The organism is Pseudonocardia sp. GCM10023141 (assembly GCF_042653605.1).
The window spans coordinates 1-917 of the sequence record NZ_JBHSIR010000096.1; the positions used below are offsets into that span (position 1 = coordinate 1).

The window sequence follows — 917 nt, forward strand, 5'->3', positions numbered from 1 at the left end:
GCGGGGGATCACCACGGTGCGGACCCCGAGATCGTGTAGATCGTTTTCGACACTGGCCTCGCCGTAGCCGCGATCGGCGGTGACGGTGCGCGGTTTCCGCCCGGTCCGGCGGATCACCCGTTCGACCGCGGGGGCGAGTTGTGGTGCATCGGCAGGGTTGCCCCGTTCGACAGTGTGGTCGAGCACGACACCGTCGTCGTTGTCCACGACCTGGCCCTTGTAGCCGAACTCGACCGGGCGCCCGAGCCGGCCCTTCGCGATCGGGCGCGCGTCGGAGTCGCGCAGGCTCACCCGCCGTGGTGCGGGTTGCTCCGCCGGCGGCCTGGATCCGCCGACCGGCCGCAGCGATCCGGCGCACCGCCTTGGCCAGCAGCCCGGAGTCGGTTGGGTAGGCCACATCGGCGGGGACGACGGTGGTGTCGGCGCGCAGCCGCGACGTGCGCAGCAGCTTCGCCTGCGCCGCCTTCGCCAGCAACGCTTCGTTGCACCCGTCGACCGCGGCGGTGCCACAACGGGTGGTGAGCTCCATCAGCGTGGTCGGGTGCGGCACCCGGCCATCGATCGGGATCCGACAGAACAGCCGCCACGTGATCGAATCCGACACCTCGCGGCACAGGGTTTCCTAACCCAGGCGGTAGCGGAACTTGAGGAACATCAACCGCAGGTAGACCTCCATCGGCGTGGATGGCCGGCCCAGCCGCGGGTCGAAGAACGGCCTGAACGGGGCAAAGAACACCGGATCGTCCAACAGTGCGTCGACCCGAGCCAGCTCCTCGGGCAGCCGCAGCACCTCATCGGGAAGCAGGGCCTCCCACAGGCTCACCTCGGCTGCTCGCGTCCGTAGCATCTGGCCTCGTTTCCCCAGCTCAGGACCCTGCGAAGTCATTCTCCCGCTCACTCAGCCATGATCACGGGAG

At 69.1% G+C, this 917-nt stretch carries 1 pseudogene; it reads right to left on the reverse strand.

Going from position 1 to position 917, the window contains the following annotated elements:
• Positions 1-847: pseudogene (locus ACFPFQ_RS48230) on the reverse strand (transposase); the annotation flags it as partial.
• Positions 848-917 lie beyond the last annotated feature (70 nt).